The 21,440-nt window shown below is 71.2% G+C and carries 14 protein-coding genes and 1 pseudogene; 10 read left to right on the top strand and 5 right to left on the bottom strand.

Annotated features, from left to right (window positions below):
- Window positions 1-84 precede the first annotated feature (84 nt).
- The 7 genes and pseudogenes from ACIQ87_RS36290 to ACIQ87_RS36320 all read left to right on the top strand — a co-directional run bounded on the left by ACIQ87_RS36290 (window position 85) and on the right by ACIQ87_RS36320 (window position 11,071).
- On the top strand, window positions 85-1,881 hold the full coding sequence (locus ACIQ87_RS36290) for a hypothetical protein (RefSeq protein ID WP_402415580.1): 1,797 nt from the start codon (window positions 85-87) through the stop codon (window positions 1,879-1,881).
- A 108-nt stretch (window positions 1,882-1,989) separates the two neighbouring features.
- Window positions 1,990-3,537 (top strand): annotated as a pseudogene (gene lysX / locus ACIQ87_RS36295) (bifunctional lysylphosphatidylglycerol synthetase/lysine--tRNA ligase LysX); the annotation flags it as partial.
- Between the two features lie 241 nt (window positions 3,538-3,778).
- Window positions 3,779-4,216 (top strand): BlaI/MecI/CopY family transcriptional regulator, encoded by a 438-nt coding sequence (locus ACIQ87_RS36300; protein ID WP_363380547.1) that lies wholly within the window; start codon window positions 3,779-3,781, stop codon window positions 4,214-4,216.
- A gap of 10 nt (window positions 4,217-4,226) precedes the next feature.
- Complete coding sequence (locus ACIQ87_RS36305) at window positions 4,227-4,763, top strand: amino-acid N-acetyltransferase (RefSeq protein WP_402415582.1); 537 nt, start codon at window positions 4,227-4,229, stop codon at window positions 4,761-4,763.
- A gap of 91 nt (window positions 4,764-4,854) precedes the next feature.
- Window positions 4,855-5,208 (top strand): Lsr2 family protein, encoded by a 354-nt coding sequence (locus tag ACIQ87_RS36310; protein ID WP_363380541.1) that lies wholly within the window; start codon window positions 4,855-4,857, stop codon window positions 5,206-5,208.
- A gap of 650 nt (window positions 5,209-5,858) precedes the next feature.
- On the top strand, window positions 5,859-8,381 hold the full coding sequence (locus ACIQ87_RS36315; RefSeq protein WP_402415585.1) for an ATP-dependent Clp protease ATP-binding subunit: 2,523 nt from the start codon (window positions 5,859-5,861) through the stop codon (window positions 8,379-8,381).
- Between the two features lie 344 nt (window positions 8,382-8,725).
- The gene (locus ACIQ87_RS36320) at window positions 8,726-11,071 is read left to right on the top strand and encodes an immune inhibitor A domain-containing protein (RefSeq protein WP_402415588.1); all 2,346 of its coding nucleotides are present in this window, start codon (window positions 8,726-8,728) and stop codon (window positions 11,069-11,071) included.
- A gap of 155 nt (window positions 11,072-11,226) precedes the next feature.
- On the opposite strand, the gene ACIQ87_RS36325 is transcribed toward ACIQ87_RS36320, so the two are convergent.
- Window positions 11,227-12,438 carry a threonine aldolase family protein gene (locus ACIQ87_RS36325; protein WP_402415590.1) on the bottom strand — a complete coding sequence of 404 codons (1,212 nt, stop codon included), beginning with the start codon at window positions 12,436-12,438 and terminating at the stop codon, window positions 11,227-11,229.
- Window positions 12,439-12,797: 359 nt separating this feature from the next.
- On the opposite strand from ACIQ87_RS36325, the gene ACIQ87_RS36330 reads away from it, so the two are divergent.
- Complete coding sequence (locus tag ACIQ87_RS36330) at window positions 12,798-13,742, top strand: M23 family metallopeptidase (protein ID WP_402415592.1); 945 nt, start codon at window positions 12,798-12,800, stop codon at window positions 13,740-13,742.
- A 15-nt stretch (window positions 13,743-13,757) separates the two neighbouring features.
- Here ACIQ87_RS36330 and ACIQ87_RS36335 read toward each other — a convergent pair whose 3' ends face one another.
- Window positions 13,758-14,390, bottom strand: coding sequence for a TetR/AcrR family transcriptional regulator (locus tag ACIQ87_RS36335; protein ID WP_402415594.1), 633 nt, complete (start codon window positions 14,388-14,390; stop codon window positions 13,758-13,760).
- Between the two features lie 221 nt (window positions 14,391-14,611).
- Between ACIQ87_RS36335 and ACIQ87_RS36340 the strand changes: the two genes are divergently transcribed.
- Window positions 14,612-16,207, top strand: coding sequence for an MDR family MFS transporter (locus ACIQ87_RS36340; protein ID WP_402415597.1), 1,596 nt, complete (start codon window positions 14,612-14,614; stop codon window positions 16,205-16,207).
- A 136-nt stretch (window positions 16,208-16,343) separates the two neighbouring features.
- Here the strand turns inward: ACIQ87_RS36340 and ACIQ87_RS36345 are convergent, their stop codons facing one another.
- Window positions 16,344-17,267, bottom strand: a complete 924-nt coding sequence (locus tag ACIQ87_RS36345) for an A/G-specific adenine glycosylase (protein ID WP_402415600.1) — start codon at window positions 17,265-17,267, stop codon at window positions 16,344-16,346.
- A 193-nt stretch (window positions 17,268-17,460) separates the two neighbouring features.
- On the opposite strand from ACIQ87_RS36345, the gene ACIQ87_RS36350 reads away from it, so the two are divergent.
- Entirely contained in the window at window positions 17,461-18,306 is an 846-nt protein-coding gene (locus ACIQ87_RS36350) for a hypothetical protein (protein ID WP_402415603.1), read from the top strand.
- 195 nt (window positions 18,307-18,501) lie between these two features.
- On the opposite strand, the gene disA is transcribed toward ACIQ87_RS36350, so the two are convergent.
- On the bottom strand, window positions 18,502-19,560 hold the full coding sequence (gene disA / locus ACIQ87_RS36355) for a DNA integrity scanning diadenylate cyclase DisA (RefSeq protein ID WP_270151163.1): 1,059 nt from the start codon (window positions 19,558-19,560) through the stop codon (window positions 18,502-18,504).
- A 200-nt stretch (window positions 19,561-19,760) separates the two neighbouring features.
- A complete protein-coding gene (gene radA / locus ACIQ87_RS36360; RefSeq protein WP_392867822.1) occupies window positions 19,761-21,284 on the bottom strand; it encodes a DNA repair protein RadA in 1,524 nt (507 codons plus the stop codon).
- Window positions 21,285-21,440 lie beyond the last annotated feature (156 nt).

Raw genomic sequence — 21,440 nt, forward strand, 5'->3', positions numbered from 1 at the left:
ATTGATGACGGATCAACCGGGTTGACGGCCGCTCGACAGTCCCTAGGGTGCGGATCCTCATCACTCCATTCGCGGGGGACTCACATGCACTCGACTCGCACGCGCCGGTTCCTCGGCGCGGGCACGGCCACGGTCGTGGCCGCCCTGGCCGCCGGCACCGCGGCCCTCCCGGCGCACGCCGCCGGCACCCAGCTCAGGATCTTCCCGACCGGCACGATCCAGATCTCGACCCAGCCTGCCCCCCAGCCCCAGTTCGGCGAGAACATCCACCTGCGGATCGGCCGGACCGGCACCGAGGTCGTGAACGGCGCCAAGCTCGCGTTCGACACCACCGGCATCGACGGGCTGGCCACGCTCAGCGTCCCGGGCTGCGCCACCGCGGGCAAGGTGATCACCTGCGACATCTGGCGCCTCGACCTGGAGAACATCAACATCACCAGCCACCCGTGGCTGAGTGCCGTCGCGGGCGTGCGCCCCGGCTCCACCGGGACCGTCCACGCCACCCTCAGCGCGCCCGGCGCCGAGACCGCCGAGGCCGACATCCCGGTCGAGATCGGCGGTGCCGGCTTCCGCACCAAGGAGCCCTCGGAGCAGAGCGGCGTCAAGGTCGGCAGCACGCTCCCGTCGACCCTCGAGTTCGCCAACCGCGGCGAGTCCCCGGCCCGGCGGGCGGTCGTCGAGGTCTACCTCGCCCCCGGCCTGGACGTGGCCACCTGGCCCTCCAACTGCGAGTACGCGAAGGACAAGGGCGAGTGGGCGGGCCGCGGCTTCGGCTACCCGATGCCCACCGTGCACGGCATCTGCACCGTCGACGGCGAGATCGCCCCCGGGCAGGCGGTCAAGCTCTCCGGTCTCGAGCTCACCGTGGGCACGGACGCCTACTCCACCTTCGCCGGCTACGAGGTCTACCCCGCCGAGGGCGTGTACGGCGGCAGCGCCGCGGACCTGCGCCGACGGCTGTCGTTCCAGCGCGGCACCGGCGCGCCCGCCACCCTGGTCAAGACCTCCGGTGACGGGATCCCGGACGGACTCGACGTCAACCACTCCACCGAGCAGCAGGTCCTCGCCGACAACTCGGCCGACTTCGCGGTGAACGGCTCCTGGGCACCGGACGCCTCCGGCACCACCGGCACCTTCACCCTCGGCGCCGTCAACAACGGCCCGGGCTCGATCATCGACCGCAGCCTCGGGGAGGGCGCGCCCTCCCTCCACGTGCAGTTCCCGGAAGGGGTCACCGTCACCGGCCTGCCGTCGACCTGCCAGCCGTACGACTACGTCCTGGGCCAGAAGTCCGACAAGCCGCTCAACAAGTTCTCCTGCGAGGGACTGGGCGGGTTCTTCATGCCGGCCGGCGCCACCAACTCCCACAAGCTGACCCTCTCCGTCCCCGAGGGCACCGGTGAGCTGACCGCGACGGTCTCCCTGCAGAACATGACCAGCGAGTACGAGCCGGGCCACCCCAGCGCCGTCATGAGCTGGGACCGCAACCCCGCCAACGACCTGCTGAAGGTCGACCTGCGGGCCACCCCGGGCAGCACGCCCGGCACCGGCGGCACGCCCGCCCCGACCCCCACCGGGACGCCCACCGAAGCGCCCGTCACCGAACCCTCCCCCGCGCCGACCGGCGCGGTCGTCCCGGCCGGCCTCACCGGCAAGGACTCCGCCGGTCCCGACGCGGCGGCCGACCCGGGCACCGGTGGCACGCGCGCCGGCTCCACCACGCGCACCGGCACCGGCACCGACCGGGCCACCGGCGGCAACCTGGCCAGCACCGGCAGCTCCGCCGCCCTCCCCCTGGCCGCGACGAGTGCCGCCGCCGTGCTGCTCGGCACCGCCGGTCTGGTCACCGCCCGCCGGCTCCGGGCCCGCCGCGACCGCTGACCCCGCCGCACCGCCGCACCGAGGGGGGACCGCCGTCGCGGTCTCCCCTCACGGCAATCCCGGCGCGGAGCACCACGTGTGGCTGGCTACCCTTGTGGGGTGAGCGATCAGAGCCTTGTTCCCGCGACCGACGACCTTCCCGAGCAGATGCGCGTCCGGCGCGAGAAGCTGGACCGGCTCCGGGCGGCCGGTGTCGACCCGTACCCGGTCGGATTCCCCCGCACCACCACCATCGCGGACCTGCGTACCAAGCACCCCGACCTGGAGCCGGACACCGCCACCGGCGAGCGGGCCGGTGTCACCGGCCGCGTGATCCTCTCCCGCACCGGCGGCAAGCTCTGCTTCGCCACCCTGCGCGACGGCACCGGCGACCTCCAGGTGATGTTCTCCCTGGACAAGCTGGGCGCGGAGCGGCTGGCGGCCTGGAAGGCCGACATCGACCTCGGCGACCAGGTCGGCGTCGAGGGCGAGGTGATCACCTCCAAGCGCGGCGAGCTGTCCGTGATGGTGGACCGCTGGGAGCTCACCGCCAAGTGCCTGCGCCCGCTGCCGGACAAGCACAAGGGCCTGACCGACCCGGAGGCCCGGGTCCGCCAGCGCTACGTGGACCTGATCGTCAACCCCGAGGCCCGGGAGATCCTGCACCTGCGCAGCAAGGTCGTCCGCTCGATCCGCCGCACCTACGAGGACCGCGGCTACATCGAGGTCGAGACCCCGATGCTCCAGCCGGTGCACGGCGGCGCCAACGCGCGTCCGTTCAAGACGCACATCAACGCGTACGACATCGACCTCTACATGCGCATCGCCCCCGAGCTGTACCTCAAGCGGCTGGTGGTCGGCGGCGCCGAGAAGGTCTTCGAGATCAACCGCAACTTCCGCAACGAGGGCGCGGACTCCACCCACAACCCGGAGTTCACCTCGCTGGAGTCGTACGAGGCGTACGGCGACTACGACACCCAGGCCGAACTGATCCGCGAGACGATCGTCAACGCGGCCCGGGACGCGCTGGGCACCACGGTGATCAGGGGCGTGGACGCCCACGGCGTCGAGCACGAGATCGACCTGGCCGAGCCGTGGGAGGAGGTCCGCGTCTACCCGGGCATCTCCGCCCGCCTGGGCGCCGAGGTCACCCCGGAGACCAGTGTCGAGGAGCTGCGCAAGCTGGCCACCGAGCACGGCATCCCGTTCGAGAAGGACTGGGGCCACGGTCAGATCGTCCTGGAGATGGTCGAGCGCCTGCTGGAGGAGAACGCCGTCCGGCCGACCTTCATCAAGGACTACCCGACCGAGGTCTCCCCGCTGACCCGCCAGCACCGCTCGCAGCCCGGCGTGGCCGAGAAGTGGGACCTGGTGATCTTCGGGACCGAGATCGGCACCGCCTACTCCGAGCTGGTCGACCCGGTCGAGCAGCGCGCCCGCCTCACCGCCCAGTCGCTGCTGGCGGCCGGCGGCGACGTCGAGGCCATGCAGGTGGACGAGGACTTCCTGCGCGCCCTGGAGTACGCGATGCCCCCGACCGGTGGCCTCGGCCTCGGCGTGGACCGCCTGATCATGCTGCTGACCGGCAAGAACATCCGGGAGACGGTGCTCTTCCCGCTGGTGAAGCCGGAGCCGAAGGCTTCCGCCGCGACGGCGGAGAAGACCGAGGAGGAGTGACCTGATGGACTACGTCAGCGCGATCGTGCCGCCGCTGGTCATGGCGATCGGCTTCGGATTCCTGGTGCGGGCCATCATCCGCAGCCAGGGCGGGGCCCAGCGGGCCAAGGAAGACCTCGACTGACACCGTCAGCCGCCCGAACGACCGGCGCGCCGCCATTCCCATTCCCGGGGGTGGCGGCGCGCCGGTTTGGCGCACTTCACAAGATTTGCCCCATTCACTCCCTATCCTGGCCGCACTATGGTCCGGCAACTCGGCGAACTTGAGAACGCCATCATGACCCGGGTGTGGCAGTGGAACCGACCGGTCACGGTTCGCGAGGTTCTCCTGGATCTGCGGTCGGAACGCGAAATCGCGTACACCACGGTGATGACCGTCCTGGACAAGCTCCACAGAAAGGGCTGGCTGCGCCGCGAGCGGGTCGGCCGGGCCTATCGATATGAACCGGTCTCCTCGCGTGAGGCGTACACGGCGGCCCTGATGAACGACGCCTGGGCCACCAGTGACAATCCGGCGGCGGCCCTGGTGCACTTCTTCGGCCTGATGTCCCCCGAGCAACGCGAAGCGCTCCGGGACGCCTTGCGGGTGGCCGCGCTGTTCCCGTCCGATCCGACCGGCGCGGATTCCGCGGACGACGGACCGGATACCGGTGGGACGGAACCGGGAGCGGCGCGATAACGTCCCGACCATGGAGGTCACCATCCGCCGGGCGCGGACCACGGACGTGCGGGCAGTGCGCGGGCTCATCGACGCCTACTCCCGCGACGGCATTCTGCTGGACAAGCCCACAGTCACACTGTTCGAATCCGTCCAGGAGTTCTGGGTCGCGGAACGCGACGACAACGGCGCGGTGGTGGCCTGCGGCGCACTGCACGTGATGTGGGAGGACCTCGCCGAGGTCCGCACGCTCGCCGTGGATCCGGTCGTCCGGGGCCACGGGATCGGGCACCTGCTGCTGGAGAAGCTGGTGCAGACGGCACGCTGGCTGGGCGTCCGTCGGATTTTCTGCTTGACGTTCGAGGTCGCGTTCTTCGCGAAACACGGTTTCGTCGAGATCGGCGAGGTCCAGGAAACCGATGATGGTACGACAGACCCGGCGGCGATCGCTACGGATGTCTATGAAGAACTTCTCCGCTCGTACGATGAAGGCGTCGCCGAGTTCCTCGACCTGGAGCGGGTGAAGCCCAACACACTGGGCAACTCGCGCATGCTGCTGCACCTCTGAGCCGCTCCACCCGGGTCAAGGGTTTGTGTTTTCCGGAGAAAGGCGCTTTCCTTTCCTTAGGCAATGGGTCGTTTAGCGGAAAGGGAAGCCCGTGGCACAGAGGGTGCAGGTCATTCTTGAAGACGATCTCGACGGCGGTTCGGCGGACGAGACGGTGACGTTCGCGCTCGACGGCGTTGCCTACGAGATCGACCTGAAGAGCGCGAACGCGGACAAGCTCCGCGGTCTGCTGGCGCCGTACGTCGAGAAGGGCCGCAAGCAGAGCGGCCGGCTCGCCGGTGCCCGCCGCCCGGGCCGCGGCGGTGCCGCGCGTCCGTCCGGCGGCGGTGCGCCCGACACCGCCAAGATCCGCGCGTGGGCCAAGGAGCAGGGCCTGGAGGTCAACGACCGCGGCCGCGTTCCGAGCAACGTCCGCGAGGCCTACGAGAAGGCCAACGCGTCCTGATCCCGGCGCCGCAGGCCCGCCGGAGCGGGTGCGGGGCCCCGGCGGCCGGAGACGGCACCGCCATCACACGCACGGGGCGCGGAGGATCTCCTCCGCGCCCCGCGGCGCGTGCCCACCAGGGCCGCGCCACCACCGGTACCGAGGGCCGCGCGGAGCGCCGGCTCGGGCGGCGGAACAACGACGGCCTGTGCAACGCTGTAGGGGCGAAGCGGCAACGCGGACACCTCCGGGCGGTGCACCCGGGTCCCGGCCGCCGTCGAACCGCCGTCCCCACGGCCCGACTTCTCGCCAGGCGAACACCGCCACCGCGGAAACTGCGCGAGAAGCGCCCCGATACCGGGTATGAATGCAGGTGGACGGGTTCTTCGGCCCGTCCAGGGGCAGTAAGTGCGACCGGCCGGAGCCGTTCCGGCCGCGCCCCGGCGGCACGTGTTCGCCGATGGCGTAGCGGAATCCGGTGCATCCGGCCCGTCTGCGGGAACACCGTTTCCCAGCATCGGGTTGGGATTGGTGTCGGCTGGTCGCGCAGCATCTCGCTCCTCTACCGGGGAGTGAATCCGTGGGCCGCGCCGCTGAGCGGGACTAGCATGCGGAAGGACAGGGCGGGGACGGACCCCGAACTGCCCGACCGCTCTGAGGAGCGATAAACGATGTTCGAGAGGTTCACCGACCGCGCGCGGCGGGTTGTCGTCCTGGCTCAGGAAGAAGCCCGGATGCTCAACCACAACTACATCGGCACCGAGCACATCCTCCTGGGTCTGATCCACGAGGGCGAGGGCGTCGCCGCCAAGGCCCTGGAGAGCCTCGGGATTTCTCTTGAGGCCGTTCGCCAGCAGGTCGAGGAGATCATCGGCCAGGGCCAGCAGGCCCCGTCCGGCCACATCCCCTTCACCCCCCGGGCGAAGAAGGTCCTGGAGCTGTCGCTCCGCGAGGCACTTCAGCTCGGTCACAACTACATCGGCACCGAGCACATCCTGCTCGGCCTGATCCGCGAGGGCGAGGGCGTCGCCGCCCAGGTCCTGGTGAAGCTGGGCGCCGACCTCAACCGGGTGCGCCAGCAGGTCATCCAGCTGCTCTCCGGCTACCAGACCGGTGGCGGCGGCAAGGAGTCGGCCACGGCCGGCGGGCCCGCCGAGGGCACCCCGTCGACCTCGCTGGTCCTGGACCAGTTCGGCCGCAACCTCACCCAGGCCGCCCGCGAGGCCAAGCTCGACCCGGTCATCGGGCGCGAGAAGGAGATCGAGCGGGTCATGCAGGTGCTGTCCCGCCGCACCAAGAACAACCCGGTGCTGATCGGTGAGCCCGGCGTCGGCAAGACGGCCGTGGTCGAGGGCCTGGCCCAGGCGATCGTCAAGGGCGAGGTCCCGGAGACGCTCAAGGACAAGCAGCTCTACACGCTGGACCTGGGCGCCCTGGTGGCCGGCTCGCGCTACCGCGGTGACTTCGAGGAGCGCCTGAAGAAGGTGCTCAAGGAGATCCGCACCCGCGGGGACATCATCCTGTTCATCGACGAGCTGCACACCCTGGTCGGCGCGGGCGCCGCCGAGGGCGCCATCGACGCCGCCAGCATCCTCAAGCCGATGCTGGCCCGTGGCGAGCTGCAGACCATCGGTGCCACCACCCTGGACGAGTACCGCAAGCACCTGGAGAAGGACGCCGCGCTGGAGCGCCGCTTCCAGCCGATCCAGGTCGCCGAGCCCTCGCTGCCGCACACCATCGAGATCCTGAAGGGTCTGCGCGACCGCTACGAGGCCCACCACCGGGTCTCCATCACGGACTCCGCCCTGGTCGCCGCCGCCACCCTGGCCGACCGGTACATCTCGGACCGCTTCCTGCCGGACAAGGCGATCGACCTGATCGACGAGGCCGGCTCCCGGATGCGCATCCGCCGGATGACCGCGCCGCCGGACCTGCGCGAGTTCGACGAGAAGATCGCCGACGTGCGCCGCGAGAAGGAGAGCGCGATCGACGCGCAGGACTTCGAGAAGGCCGCGTCGCTGCGCGACGACGAGAAGCAGCTCCTGCAGGCCAAGGCCAAGCGCGAGAAGGAGTGGAAGGCCGGCGACATGGACGTCGTCGCGGAGGTCAACGAGGAGCTCATCGCCGAGGTCCTGGCCACCGCCACCGGCATCCCGGTCTTCAAGCTGACCGAGGAGGAGACGTCCCGCCTGCTGCGCATGGAGGACGAGCTGCACAAGCGCGTCATCGGCCAGAAGGACGCCATCAAGGCGCTCTCCCAGGCCATCCGGCGCACCCGTGCGGGCCTCAAGGACCCGAAGCGCCCCGGCGGTTCGTTCATCTTCGCCGGCCCGTCCGGCGTCGGTAAGACCGAGCTGTCCAAGACGCTGGCGGAGTTCCTGTTCGGCGACGAGGACGCGCTGATCGCGCTCGACATGTCCGAGTTCTCCGAGAAGCACACCGTCTCCCGGCTGTTCGGCTCCCCGCCCGGCTACGTGGGCTACGAGGAGGGCGGCCAGCTGACCGAGAAGGTCCGCCGCAAGCCGTTCTCGGTCGTCCTCTTCGACGAGGTCGAGAAGGCCCACCCGGACATCTTCAACTCGCTGCTGCAGATCCTGGAGGACGGTCGCCTGACCGACTCCCAGGGCCGCGTGGTCGACTTCAAGAACACCGTCATCATCATGACGACCAACCTCGGTACCCGGGACATCTCGAAGGGCTTCAACCTCGGCTTCGCGGCCACGGGTGACACCCAGACCGGGTACGAGCGGATGAAGGCGAAGGTCGGCGAGGAGCTCAAGCAGCACTTCCGCCCCGAGTTCCTGAACCGTGTCGACGACATCGTGGTGTTCCACCAGCTGTCCGAGGACGACATCATCCAGATCGTCGACCTCATGATCGCCAAGGTGGACGAGCGGCTCAAGGACAAGGACATGGGCCTGGAGCTCAGCGTCGAGGCCAAGAAGCTGCTGGCCAAGCGCGGCTACGACCCGATCCTGGGTGCCCGTCCGCTGCGCCGCACCATCCAGCGCGAGATCGAGGACCACCTCTCCGAGAAGATCCTCTTCGGCGAGCTGCGGGCCGGCCACATCGTCGTCGTCGACGTCGAGGGTGAGGGCAAGGACGCCAAGTTCACCTTCCGCGGTGAGGAGAAGTCGGCCGTCGCGGACACCCCGGCCGCGGTCGCCTCGTCCGGTCCGGACCTGACGAAGTAGCCCAACTTTTAACAGACAACTTCACAACCGACGAGCCCCCGGCGTTCGCGCCGGGGGCTCGTCGCGTGCGCCTCCCACCAGGGACGGAGCCGGTGCGGACCGGGATGGCGGCTCCCATGCTGGCTGGTGCGGGTGCGCCCGGTTTCTCAGCGAGCTTTAACCAACATACGGTTGACAGATGGTCAGGTGATGGGAAGTCGCGGAGCATAGCGCCGTGGCCATGTCATGGTCAAGGTCTATCTTTTCTGTGCACGCTTGTATCAAATGACGTCCACCTGTCTTTCATTTTGGTTTGCCGGGCTTTGGCCATGCGCTTGGCCCCGGTCGGGGAGGACGTCACAACGTTGAAGAACACCAGGAAAGCCGCTGCGGCCTCGACGGCCGCAGCGGTCATAGTCGCGCTCGGCGCGGGCCTGTTCCCGGGCACCGCCGTCGCCGCCGGCTCGGCCCCGGTCCCGAAGGACCCGGCCGACGCCGTCCAGAACACCGAGCACAACATTCCGGGCCCGCTGACCGCGAAGGTGGAGGCGGAGCAGAAGGCCGCCACCGAGAAGCTGCTCAACGGCACCGCGCAGGTCGAGCAGCACAACGGCAGCACCAGCGTGAAGCTCGGCAAGGACAAGTACGTCGAGCTCGCCCGCGAGCGCACGGACAAGATCTTCACCATCCTCGTCGACTTCGGTGACCAGGTGGACAACACCACCAAGACCGCCGACGGCAAGGTCAAGTACGGCGGCGAGCCCGGCCCGAAGCACAACCAGATCGAGGCGCCGGACCCGGCGACCAACAACTCGACCGCCTGGCAGGCCGACTACAACCAGCAGCACTTCCAGGACCTGTACTTCGCCAAGGACAAGCCCTCGCTGAAGACCTACTACGAGAAGCAGTCCTCGGGCCGCTACTCGGTCGACGGCGTGGTCTCGGACTGGGTCCGGGTGCCGTGGAACGAGGCCCGCTACGGGTCCGACTACTGCGGCTCCAACGTCTGCGCCAGCGCGCAGGACCTGATCCGCGACGCCGTGGACATCTGGTACAAGGACCAGCTGGCCAAGGGTCAGACCGAGGCGCAGATCAAGGCGACCCTGGCCCAGTACGACCAGTGGGACCGCTACGGTTCGCACCACGACGGGAACTTCAACCAGCCCGACGGGTACATCGACCACTTCCAGATCGTGCACGCCGGCGAGGACAAGTCGGCCGGTGGCGGCAAGCAGGGCAGCAAGGCCCTGTGGGCGCACCGCTCGTACGTCTACGGCAACCTGCAGGGCACGGCCGGCCCCGAGGGCAACAAGCTCGGCGGCGTCCAGGTCGGCAGCAGCGGCCTGTGGATCGGCGACTACACGATGCAGCCGGAGAACGGCGGCCTCGGCGTCTTCGCCCACGAGTACGGCCACGACCTCGGTCTGCCGGACCTCTACGACACCGCCGGCAAGGGCATCGACAACTCGGTCGGCTTCTGGTCGCTGATGTCCTCCGGTTCCTGGCTCGGCGAGGGCAAGAACAGCATCGGCGACATGCCGAACGACCTCGACGGCTGGAGCAAGTACCAGCTCGGCTGGCTGAACGCCGACCGCGCCAAGGCCGGCACCGAGTCGACCCACCACATCGGCCCGGCGGAGTACAACAGCAAGCTGCCGCAGGGTCTGATCGTCGACCTGCCGAAGAAGAGCATCACCACCGACATCAACAAGCCGTTCGGCGGCACCAGTGAGTGGTGGAGCGGCAGCGCCGACAACCTGAACGTCACGCTCACCCGTGACATCGACCTGACCGGCAAGGCCAAGGCCAGCATCAACGCCAAGGCCTGGTACGAGCTGGAGCAGGACTTCGACTACGCGTTCGGCGAGGTCTCCACCGACGGCGGCAAGACCTGGACCGTCATCGACGGCACCTGGAACGGCACCGCGCTGCCGCGCGAGAACGGCCGTCCGGCCATCAGCGGCCAGGTGGCCGCCTGGGGCGACCTGTCGTTCAACCTGGACGCCTACGCCGGCCAGCAGATCAAGTTCCGCTACCACAACACCACCGACGGCGGCCTGCACTTCCGCGGCCTGACGCTGGACAACATCGCGGTCGTCGCCGACGGCGCCACCGTGTTCAGCGACGACGTCGAGAAGGCCGACAACAGCTGGGCGGCCGACGGCTTCACCCGCTTCGGCGGCTCGTACACCAAGGACTACGCGCAGTACTACATCGCGGAGAACCGGCAGTACGTGTCCTTCGACCAGACGCTGAAGACCGGTCCGTACAACTTCGGCTTCGCCGACAAGCCGAACTGGGTCGAGCACTACTCGTACCAGCCCGGCCTGCTGATCTGGTACTGGGACGAGTCGCAGACCGACAACAACGTCAGCGTCCACCCGGGCCACGGCCTGGTCCTGCCGGTCGACTCGCACCCGGCTCCGCTGAAGTGGACCGACGGCAGCCTGATGCGTCCGCGCGTGCAGGGCTACGACTCCACCTTCGGCTCCCGCCGCACCTCGGGGCTGACTCTGCACAAGGCCGGCGTCGAGACCGTCATCCCGAAGGCCAAGGGCGTCGACGAGTTCAACGACCTGAAGTCCTGGTGGAGCAAGGACAACCAGTACAGCGGTGTCGACGTCCCGAAGACCGGGACCAGCATCGAGGTCGAGAACGAGTCCTCGAACTACCTGGAGACCTGGATCCGGGTCCGCCCGGTCGACAACTGATCGCCACCCCGGTAGCGATCGGCCTGTGACCAGGCAGCTCTGACAACTCCACGTCCGGCCCGTCCCCGCAGCTCGCGGGGGCGGGCCGGACGCTTTGTCGGGTCCGGCCGGTCGGGCCGGACGCTTTGTCGGGCCGGTCGGGGTCGGGCCTGGGTTCAGGACCGCCCGGCTCCGGGGCCGACCGGCAGCCGGTCCAGGAAGGCGGCGACCGCCACCGTGACGTCCGCGCCGGTCCAGTCGAGGGCGGGCGTGGCGACCGTGACCTCGGTCATCGAGAGCCCGGGAGGCCCGCACTCGCGCCAGGCGCCGAACAGCCCGATCCCGGTGTCCTCGGCCAGCCCCAGCCCGGCCTCCTCCAACTCCGCGGCCGGGTACGGCAGCCAGAGCTGGAACTGGTGGGTGTGCGGCGGGGCCGGGTGCACCCGCGCCCCGGGGACGACGGCGACCGCCCGGGCCAGCGCTCCGGCGACCGTCCGGGCGTGCGCCACGTACCCGGCCAGCCGCGGCAGTTCGCGCTCCAGCCCGGCCAGGGCGGCCAGCGCGAACGGCCACTGCTGGTAGAGCTGCCCGCCGTAGCGGTGCCGCCAGGCCCGGGCGGTGCGGACGAAGCCGCCCGGGCCGGCCAGCGCGGCACCGCTGATGCCGCCGAGCGTCTTGTAGAAGGAGACGTAGACCGAGTCGGCCAGGGCGGCGACCTCCGGCAACGGCCGGCCGAGGGCGACCGCGGACTCCCAGATCCGGGCGCCGTCCAGGTGCAGCGCCGCACCGTGCTCCTCCCGCACCACCGCGGCCAGCTCCACCAGCTCCGCCCAGCCGGGCAGCACGAACCCGGCGTCGCGCAGCGGCAGCTCCAGGCTCAGCGCGGCGTACGGCTCGTCCAGGGCGCGCAGTTCCTCGGCGGTGGGCTGGCGCGGCGCGGTGGTCGGCCAGAGGCTGCGCAGGCCGGACAGGACGCCGAGCGCGTGCCGCTCGTGCCGGTCGGTGTGGGCCAGCGGGTGGGTGACCACGGCGCGCAGCCCGGCGGCCTCGGCGTGGATCCGCAGGGCGGTCTGCTGGGCCATCGTGCCGGTCGGGAAGAAGGCCGCGTCCTCGACGCCGAGCAGCTCGGCGACCCGGTGCTCCAGGGTGCGGACCACGCCGTCGCCGTACTGGTCCGGGCGGCCGTCCAGGTCGGGGGCGGCGTGCGGCTCGGGGGTGGCCCCTGGCTCGCCCGGCGGCCGGCCGGCCAGGTCGGCGAGGCGTTCGCGGATGCTCTGCGGCCGGGCCCCGGACAGCAGCCGTTCGCAGCCGCGCAGGGCGGCGAAGCGGCGGTCCGGCAGGCTCGGGCGGTCACTGGCGTCGGGATCTTCGCTCCTGTTGCCATACATGGCTCGATGGTCCCGCAGCGGGCCGGACCGGTCAGCGGTGCGCGCGGAAAGCGGTCCGAGTCCGTCAAACCCCGGCCGTGCGTGGTGCTGGTCACAGCCCTCCGGCGCGGTACGACCGGCGGTAGTAGTGGAGCGGGCGGGATCGGCGGTCCGCTCCCGAGCCGTGATGGACGATCGAATCGCATGATCATTACTCCATCGGTTTGAATCTCCGCCGCCACGCTGACTACACGCCGTAGTACGTCACCGCGTTTGGGACTCCGCTCAGTGACCGTTAAACCTGAGTGGTCCCCCGCTCAGCACGCTCCCGAACGGGCCCTTCGTGCTGCCCTCGTACGATCCGTGAGGTACGGCAAGCGATGTCCACCATCCCGCCCGTCGGGCCGGCCCTCCGCCGGCTCGCCGCCCGAGCGGTGGCCCAGGCCGCGGCCCAGGCCGCCGTCTGGCGACCCCGGATCGGCCACGCCGTCCGCACCCAGGCCGCGCCGCTGCGCACGCTCGGTTCGCCCCGGCACACCACGCTGCCCGGCAGTCGCCAGCGCGCCGAGCACGACCACGCGCTGGCCTCGGCCGGGGCCGCCGCCGTGCTGCTCGCCGGCGTACTGCTGGTGGCCACCCCGGGCACGGCCTCGGCCCAGACCGTACGGCCCACCACGCCGGGCAGCTCGGCCTTCACCGTGCCGCAGGCGGAGGTGCCGAACGCCGGGCTGGTGCAGGTGGCCGGCCCCAGTCCGTACAAGCTGCCCGACGACGGGGACTCGGCGCAGCAGTCCGTGGGGGTGGCGGCCAACCTGCTGCCGCTCGAACCGCCGGCGCCGGAGCCCGAGGAGGAGCCCGCCGGAGAGCCGGCCCCGGAGCCCGAAGCGGTACCCGAGCCCGAGCCCGACCCGACTCCCGGGTGGTCGGCGCCGGTGCCGAACGCGCCGACCAGCAACCCGTACGGCAAGCCCAACCGCCACTACGCGGCCGGGTACCACACCGGGGTGGACTTCGCGGTGGCCCCGGGCACGCCGCTGCTGGCGGTCGGCGACGCGACCGTGGTGTCGGCCGGCTGGGACGGCGCGTACGGCAGGGAGGTCGTGCTGCGGCTGGCGGACGGGCACTTCGCGCAGTACGCCCACATGTCCTCGGTCTCCGTCTCGGCGGGCCAGCGGGTGGCGGCGGGCGAGCGGATCGGGTCGTCCGGGAACACCGGCAACTCGACCGGCCCGCACCTGCACTTCGAGATCCGCACCAGCAACCGCTACGGCGCGGTGGTCAACCCGATCGCCTACCTCGCGGGGCACGGCGTCACGGACTTCTGAGCCGCCCTGCGGTCGTCAGCCGGCGCTGGGGGCGGGGTGGCTGATCCGGGCGCCGATCTCCAGCGCGATGTCCCGGGCCGCCTTGATCGCCTCGTCCAGCTCGGCCGGGGGCGGCTGCTCGCCCCACACGTTCGGGGCGTGCTCGCAGTCCGCGTTGTCCTGCTTGACCAGGAACAGCGACGAGTGGACGGTGAACAGCGCCATCGCGGCCCGCAGCCGGTCGTGGAAGTCCGCGCCCGGCCCGTGCACCAGCTGCATCATGGTGATCATGCGGTCCTTGAAGGCCAGCCCGGCCGGGGACTCGCGCAGCGCGGGCTGGTTCTCGTGGAAGAAGCGCAGCAGCGGGGCCCGCTCGGCCATCCCGTCGGCGAAGCGGCGGATCAGCTCGTCGCGCATCTCCGGGCTCCAACTCTGCTTGCGGCCCCACGCGATGGTGTCGTCGATCGGCGCGGCCATCCGCTCGACGATGCCCAGGACGATGTCGTCCTTGGTCTTGAAGTGGTAGTAGAGCGCGGCCTTGGTGACACCCAGGCGGTCGGCGATCTCGCGCAGTGAGGTCTGCTCGTAGCCCTGCTCGGAGAAGAGCTCCAGGGACACCTCGATGATGCGAGCCCGGGTGTCGCTACGGGGGCTGTGCGGAGTGCCCATGGCCTGCCTCATGACTGCGTCGGTGACTACTGCGGACCCCGGGGCGGTGTCCGCCCCGGGCTCATTCTCCCTGCCCAGAAGGCCGGTCGGGAAACTGGCTTGACGACCGGCTAGTGAACAACCTACCGTGCCGACGGTCGATAAACTAGCCGGGCGACAAGTAAGTGAGCCGCCCCACGGCACCACGCTCCGCCCGCACCACCCTCCGGGAGACCCACCTCATGTCACAGTCCAAGACCGCCGGCCCGGTGCCGGAGGACAAGACGGCCGAGGAGGAGCAGCCGCGGTCGCCGCGCGAGATCCGCCTCGTGATGGTCGGCCTGGTCGTCACCATGCTGCTGGCCATGCTCGACAACCTGATCGTCGGCACCGCGATGCCGACCATCGTCCACGACCTCGGCGGCGCCGAGCACCTGTCCTGGGTGGTCACGGCGTACACCCTGGCCACCGCCGCCTCCACCCCCATCTGGGGCAAGCTCGGCGACATGTACGGCCGCAAGGGCACCTTCCTCACCTCGATCGTGATCTTCCTGGTGGGCTCGGCGCTGTCCGGCCTGTCGCAGACCATGAACGAGCTGATCGGCTTCCGCGCCGTGCAGGGCCTGGGCGCCGGCGGTCTGATGGTCGGCGTCATGTCGATCATGGGCGCGCTCGTCCCGCCGCGCGACCGCGGCAAGTACCAGGGCATGTTCGCCGCGGTGATGGCCCTCGCCACCATCGGCGGCCCGCTGGCCGGCGGCTTCATCACCGACCACCTGAGCTGGCACTGGACCTTCTACATCAACCTGCCGCTCGGCGTCGTCGCGCTGGCCGTGGTCGTCGTCACCCTGAAGCTGCCGAAGGTCCGCAGCAGCGCCAAGATCGACTACCTGGGCGCGATCCTGCTCACCACCGGCATCACCTCGCTGGTGCTGATCACCACCTGGGGCGGCCAGGAGTACGCCTGGGGTTCCAAGGAGGTCCTCGGCCTGGCCGCGCTCGCCATCGCCTCGCTGATCGGTTTCTGTTACGTGGAGCAGCGGGCCGAGGAGCCGATGCTGCCGCTGGGCCTGTTCCGGAACCTGAACTTCACCCTGGTCTCGATCATCGGCTTCATCGTCGGCTTCGTGATGTTCGGCTCGACCGTCTTCCTGCCGCTCTACCAGCAGACGGTCCAGGGCGCCTCGGCGACCAACTCCGGGCTGCTGCTGATGCCGATGATGTTCGGCATGCTGATCATCTCGCTGGTGGTCGGCCAGGCCGTCACCAAGACCGGCAAGTACCGGATCTTCCCGATCATCGGCACCCTCGTGATGACCGGCGGCCTGATCCTGCTCTCCACCATGGGCACCGAGACCAGCAGGTTCACCTCGGCCTGCTGGATGATCGTGCTGGGCGCCGGCATGGGCTTCCTGATGCAGATCACCATGCTGGTCGCGCAGAACAGCGTCGAGCTCAAGGACATGGGCGTGGCCAGCTCCACCGCCACCCTGTTCCGCACCATCGGCGGTTCCTTCGGTGTCGCGCTGTTCGGCGCGCTGTTCAACAACCGGGTGACCGACACCATGAAGGAGCGGCTCGGCGAGCAGGCCGCCGCCGGTGGCGGCGCGCAGGACCCGAGCCAGATGAGCATGGACGACCTGCGCAAGCTGCCCGAGGCCGTTCAGGACGCCTACCACCACGCGGTGTCCAACGGCATGCACACCGTCTTCCTGTGGGGCGCCGGCGTGGCCGTGATCGCGATCGCCGCGGCGGTGTTCCTGCGCGAGGTGCCGCTGCGCGGGACCGGCAAGGGCGAGAAGCAGGCCGAGGCCTCGCTGGAGGCGGCGGCCGTCTGACGGCTCCGCACCGTACGGCGCCCCCGGGAGGTTCGTCCTCCCGGGGGCGCCGTCGTTCCGTGGTTCCGTGGGCGCCGTCGTTCCGGGGCCGTGGGGCTTGGCGGGGGCCGCGTGGGTTCGGCGCGGGAGGTGCCCGCTACTGGGGCAGCCGGTAGACGCCCTGCTCCACCGGCTCGACCAGGCCGTCCGCCACCAGGCCGTCCAGCGCGCGGGCCCGCTGCACCGCGTCCGGCCAGACCGCGTCCAGCCGGGCCTGCGGCACCGTTCCGTGCGCCTCGCGCAGCACCGCGAGCAGCTTGCCGCGCACCTGGCGGTCCGTGCCCTCGTAGGACTGGCCGCGCCGGGCCGGGCCCTCGTACGGCGGGCGGCCGGCCCGCTGCCAGGCGCAGGTGGTGAACAGCGGGCAGTCCCCGCACTCCGGGCCGCGCGCGGTGCAGACCAGCGCGCCCAGCTCCATCACGCCGACCGCCCAGGTGGCGGCCGTCTCGGCGTCGTCCGGCAGCAGCGCGGTGGCGGTGCGGCGCTCGGCGGCGGTGGTGGCCTGGGCCGGGTACTCGACGCCGGTCACCGCGCGGGCGAACACCCGGCGGACGTTGGTGTCCAGCACCACGTGCCGCTGGCGGAAGGCGAAGGAGGCGACGGCGGCGGCGGTGTACTCCCCCACCCCGGGCAGCGAGAGCAGGGTGGCGTGGTCGTCCGGGACCTCGCCGCCGTGCTCCTCGGTGATCGCCACCGCGGCCGCGTGCAAGCGCAGCGCCCGGCGCGGGTAGCCCAGTCGGCCCCACATCCGGACGGCCTCGCCGGGCGCCTCGGCGGCGAGGTCGGCCGGGGTCGGCCAGCGGGTGAGCCAGGCCTCCCAGGCGGGCAGCACGCGCTTGACCGGGGTCTGCTGGAGCATGAACTCGCTCACCATGACCGCCCAGGGCGTCGCGTCGGGGGTGCGCCAGGGCAGGTCCCGCTTGCTCGCCTCGTACCAGTCCAGGACGGTCGAGTGGAACAGCGGCAAGGGCATCGGCGGCCGGACGGCGGCGGCGGCGGCAGGGGCGGTGATGGCAGTCATGGCCCTTCGATCCTCCCACGCCCGCCGACCGGGCCGAAGTGGACCGGGGTGGTCCGGATCGCGCCCGGGACCCACCGGAAATCGTCCGGTTGGGGCTCGCTCGAACGGATCAAATGGCGGATCATGTGAAGGAAGGGGCGACTGTGCGGTGTTGGTGAGTCAATCGCCACACACAGTCTCGTAGAGTTTGATCGTGCCTTCTCTGCGTCAACCAGTCGGACCACTGCCGGCCTCGATCTACTGGCGTCGGCGCGTCGTCGTGCTCGTCGCCGCCGCGGCGGTCGTCGCGCTGATCGCATGGCTGATGATCGATCAGGGCGGAGGGGGTGACGGCGGCTCACAGGGCAAGGCCGCACAGGCCGTTCCGTCCGAGTCCCAGAACCAGACACCGGCCCAGGCCATCACGCCCGGCGCCTCCCCGAGCGGCCCCGCGGCGCGACCAGGCGGGGGCGGGCCGGTGGCGGGCGGCGGCGGCACCGAGGTCAACCTCAGCGGTGGCACCGGCGCCGGCGCGGCCAACCCGGCCCCCGGCGGCGGCGCGGCGCCGGCCACGGGCGGCGGCACCGGCGGCGGCGCCGGCGGTACGGGCGGGGCCGCTCCGGCGGTCAACACCCCCGAGATCATGGCGCTGCCGGTCTGCGCCTCCTCCCAGGTGGCGCTGGAGCTGGCCGGCACCCAGAACTCGTACCAGCCGAAGGACAAGCCGCGGCTGGCCCTGACGGTCAAGAACTCCTCCGGCAGCAACTGCCGGGTGGACCTCGGCCGCACCGCCTCCGTGATCACGGTGAGCGGCAGCAACAACGACCGGGTCTGGTCCTCCGGCGACTGCCCGGCCGACAAGGGCAACATCTGGGTGCAGCTCGGCGCGAACGGCAGCCAGACCGAGACCTTCACCTGGGACCGCAGTCGCAGCAAGCCGCAGTGCGCGACCGCCGACCAGACGCCGCCGCCGAGCGGCACCTACGTGGTGCTCGCGGAGCTCACCGGGGTCGCCGGGGACAAGGTCTCGGCCCGGGCCTCGATCCGACTGGACGGCTGAGCACCGGTCACCTCACCTCGGAGCCCCCGTCCGCCGCGCGGACGGGGGCTCCGTCGTACCCGTCGCGCCCCGTCGTGCCCGTCCTGCCCCGGGGTTGCCGGCGAGGTGGGGTGCGGATGTGCGACGGCCCCCGGGGAGGTGCTCCCCGGGGGCCGTCGCCGTGTTCGTCCGGCGTCCGTACGGCCGCGCGCGCGGTCAGACGTAGCGTTCCAGGATGGACGATTCGGCAAGGCGGGACAGGCCCTCACGGACCGAGCGGGCGCGGGTCTCGCCGACGCCCTCGACGGTCTGCAGGTCGTCGATGCTCGCGGCGAGCAGCTTCTGGAGGCCGCCGAAGTGTTCGACCAGGCGCTCTATGACCGTGTTGGGCAGGCGCGGGATCTTCGCCAGCAGGCGGTAGCCGCGCGGCGAGACCGCGGCGTCCAGCGACTCCGGTGAGCCCGAGTAGCCGAGCGCCTTGGCGACGGTCTGGAGGTCCAGCAGCTCGGCGTGGGTGAGCGCCTCCAGGTCGGCCAGCACCTCGGTGACCGTCCGGCCCTTCTTGGCGGCCCGCTCCGGGAAGTAGTCCCGGGCGACCAGCTCGCGCTCCGGCTCCACGCCCGCGATCAGCTCGTCCAGCTGGAGCGAGAGCAGCCGGCCGTCGATGCCGAGCTCCAGCACGTAGCCGGCGATCTCGGTGGCGATCAGCCGGACCATCTCCAGGCGCTGGGCCACGGCGGTGACGTCGCGGACCGTCACCAGGTCCTCGATCTCCAGGGCGGAGAGCGTGCCGGCCACCTCGTCCAGGCGCAGCTTGTAGCGCTCCAGGGTGGCCAGCGCCTGGTTGGCGCGGGACAGGACGGTGGTGGAGTCCTCCAGCACCCGGCGGGTGCCGTTGACGTACATCGCGATCAGCCGCATCGAGTGCGAGACCGCGACCACCGGGTAGCCGGTCTGCCGGTTGACCCGCTCGGCGGTGCGGTGGCGGGTGCCGGTCTCGTCGGTGGGGATGGTCGAGTCCGGCATCAGGTGCACGCCGGCCCGGACGATCTTGGTGATGTCCTTGTCGAGCACCACCGCGCCGTCGAGCTTGCACAGCTCGCGCAGCCGGGTGGCGCTGAACTCGACGTCCAGGACGAAGCCGCCGGTGCACAGGGACTCGACGGTCTTGTCGAAGCCCAGCACGATCAGACCGCCGGTGTTGGCCCGCAGGACCCGCTCCAGGCCGTCACGAAGCGCGGTACCGGGCGCGATGGCGGTGAGGGAGGCCCGCAGCAGGGCCTCCTCGCGGGAGGCCTTGTCCGCCCCCCGGTCGCTGGCTGCCACGTGACTCCTCCGGTCGACCCGTGCCGCGCGCCTCACGCCGTGCGCCGGTCCGCGGTCTGTTGCTCTGTCGCTCAGTACCGCTCGGTACTGCCTTCTGGCCAATGAGACTGGGGAAAGTCTAACTGTGTGTGGCCTCGGCAGGGCTTGGGTCAGCGCAGTTCGTCGGAGTCGAGCGGCTCCCAGCCGTCCATCAGCTCCTCGGGGTACGCCGCCGGACGCTCCGCACCCCGGGCGGAACGCGGGGCCGGCGGCGCCGACGGTGCCTCACCGCGCTGTTCGGTGCGCGGCTTGGCGGCGGAGCGGCGACGGCCCGGGATGGCCCGCAGCGCCTCGCCGATGTCGGCCACCTCGACCACCTTCATGCCCGGCGGGACCTTGCCCGGGTCCGGCGGGACCAGCGCGTGGGTGAAGCCCAGCCGGTGCGCCTCGGCGAGCCGCCGCTGCACCCCCGTCACCCGCCGTACCTCGCCCGCCAGGCCGACCTCGCCGATCGCCACCAGGTTGCTCGGCAGCGGGGTGTCGGTGGAGGAACTGGCCACCGCGAGCGCCACCGCGAGGTCGGCGGAGGGCTCCGTCAGCTTCACCCCGCCGACCGTCGCGGTGTAGATGTCCTGCTTGCCGAGCTTCACCCCGCCGTGCCGCTCGACCACGGCCAGGATCATCGCGATCCGGGGGGACTCCAGGCCCGAGGTGGTGCGGCGGGGGGAGGGGATCTGCGAATCCACCATCAGCGCCTGCACCTCGGCCACCAGCGGGCGCTTGCCCTCCAGGGTGACGGTGAGGCAGGTGCCGGGGACGGGCTTGTCACGCCTGGTCAGGAAGAGGCCGGACGGGTCGGCCAGGCCGACGATGCCCTCGTCGTGCAGCTCGAAGCAGCCCACCTCGTCGGTGGCGCCGTAACGGTTCTTGACCCCGCGGATGAGGCGCAGCCGGGCGTGCCTGTCCCCCTCGAAGCTCAGCACCACGTCCACCAGGTGCTCCAGCAGGCGCGGGCCGGCGATCTGGCCGTCCTTGGTGACGTGGCCGACCAACAGGGTGGCCATGCCGCGCTCCTTGGACGCCCGGATCAGCGCGCCCGCCACCTCGCGGACCTGGGCCGGGCCGCCGGGGGCGCCGTCCAGCTCGGCGGAGGCGATGGTCTGCACCGAGTCCAGGATCAGCAGGCCGGGGTTGACCGCCTCGATGTGCCCGAGCACCGCACCGAGATCCTGCTCGGCGGCGAGGTAGAGGTGCTCGGAGAGGGCGTTGATCCGGTCCGCGCGCAGCCGGACCTGGCCGGCCGACTCCTCGCCGGTGACGTAGAGCGTGCGGTGCTGCGCGGTGGCCGCCTTGGCGGCGACGTCCAGCAGCAGGGTGGACTTGCCGACACCGGGCTCGCCGGCCAGCAGCACCACCGCGCCGGGCACCAGGCCGCCGCCGAGCACCCGGTCCAGCTCCGGCACGCCCGTCGAGCGGGCCGTCGCCACCTGGCCGTCCACCTGGGCGATCGGGCGGGCGGGCGCGCTGACCGGGCCGGCGGCCGTGGTGCGGATCGGCACCGCGCCGTACTCCTCGACCGTGCCCCAGGCGTTGCACTCCGGGCAGCGGCCGACCCACTTGGGCAGCTGGTTGCCGCACTCGGTGCAGCGGTACGCCGGGCGGGGCTTGGCGGTGGTCTTGGAACGCGGAGGCATGCGGCCCACCGTAGCGCCTGGGTCCGACAGTGCCCGGGCGGACGGCGGCGGGGCCGGCGGCGGGCTCGCGGTGTGGGGAACGCGCGCCCGACCGCGCGCCCGGCCGTGCCTCCGACCGCGCGTCCGGCCGTGGCATCCACACAGATGGGCGATGTT

The sequence above is a fragment of the Kitasatospora sp. NPDC096204 genome, assembly GCF_044763205.1.
Classification (GTDB): Bacteria; Actinomycetota; Actinomycetes; order Streptomycetales; family Streptomycetaceae; genus Kitasatospora.